Source organism: Polaribacter sp. Z022 (genome assembly GCF_023555495.1).
Taxonomy (GTDB): Bacteria; Bacteroidota; Bacteroidia; order Flavobacteriales; family Flavobacteriaceae; genus Polaribacter.
The window spans coordinates 1-1053 of sequence record NZ_JALCZO010000027.1; the positions used below are offsets into that span (position 1 = coordinate 1).

The following is a 1053-nucleotide window of genomic DNA, read 5'->3' on the forward strand; positions in this document are numbered from 1 at the left end:
TTAATCAAAGTTTGTTACAATTTTTGTTACTTCTGATTTTCCTGCGGAAAATCCTCGAGCACAAAAATCGCAACTTTCTATAACACAAACACGTTAGGCACAATTAAAATATGATACAAGAAAAAGTTATAGATAGCTTGAAACAAGTGAATAATTCCTTATTAAAGGCAATGGATTCATTAAAGTTACAAAATCAAATTGACCAATTAACACATAAGATTGAAACACAAAATAGTATTGCAACTGAAGTCAATTCCTTTTATGATTCTGCCTGTATTAAATTAATTTTTGTTATTACAATTTTAGGAATAATACTTCCATTAATTGTTCAATATTTTCAAAGAAAGAATTTAAAGGAATTAACAGAAGAATTAAAAGATAAATTTGACTCAAAGCTTGAAAATCTAAAAAAAGATAATGAATTAAAAATTGATTCATCATTGCAGAAATATAAGAAAAAAATTAAAAAAATTGAAGCTAAAAATAATGTTGCATTAACTGAACTTGAATCAAACACATTTCATCTTCAAGGAAGAGCTTTATTTAACGAGAAAAGTTATTTAATCTCGGTGGGAAGTTATTTGTATGCTGCATTACTGTCAAAAAAATGTGGTAGAATTGATAGAGTTGCACTAAATTTAAAGAGTATTTTATTAGGTCTAAAAAAAATGAAAGATGATGATTTTAAAAATGTAGATTCATTTTTAAAAGAAAACTTTGGAAAACAGGATCTTGAAAAGTCATTGAAAGAGTTGGAACAAGATTTGAATAATGACTCTATTGTGAATTCAAAAATTCAAAATATTAGAGATTTTGTAATTGAAAGAAACAGTGCCTAACACCGTATATAATTTATTGCTGGCTTCTTGCCTACTTACGAAAGTCCTCGCGGACTTTCTTTGTCCGTAATTATTTACTAAATTAGTTGCTTGAAATACGCAACAAACCATATACAACAACGTTGGGCAATATAAGTGAAACCAAAATCGAGCTGAACAAATAACTATTAGAAATAGATGATTTTTGACATAAAAACAAAATTGAAGAGCGAAG

General features: G+C 27.2%; 1 protein-coding gene. It reads left to right on the top strand.

What is annotated here, in order from left to right:
* Positions 1–110 precede the first annotated feature (110 nt).
* Entirely contained in the window at positions 111–839 is a 729-nt protein-coding gene (locus MPF13_RS15420; protein WP_249983657.1) for a hypothetical protein, read from the top strand.
* Positions 840–1053 lie beyond the last annotated feature (214 nt).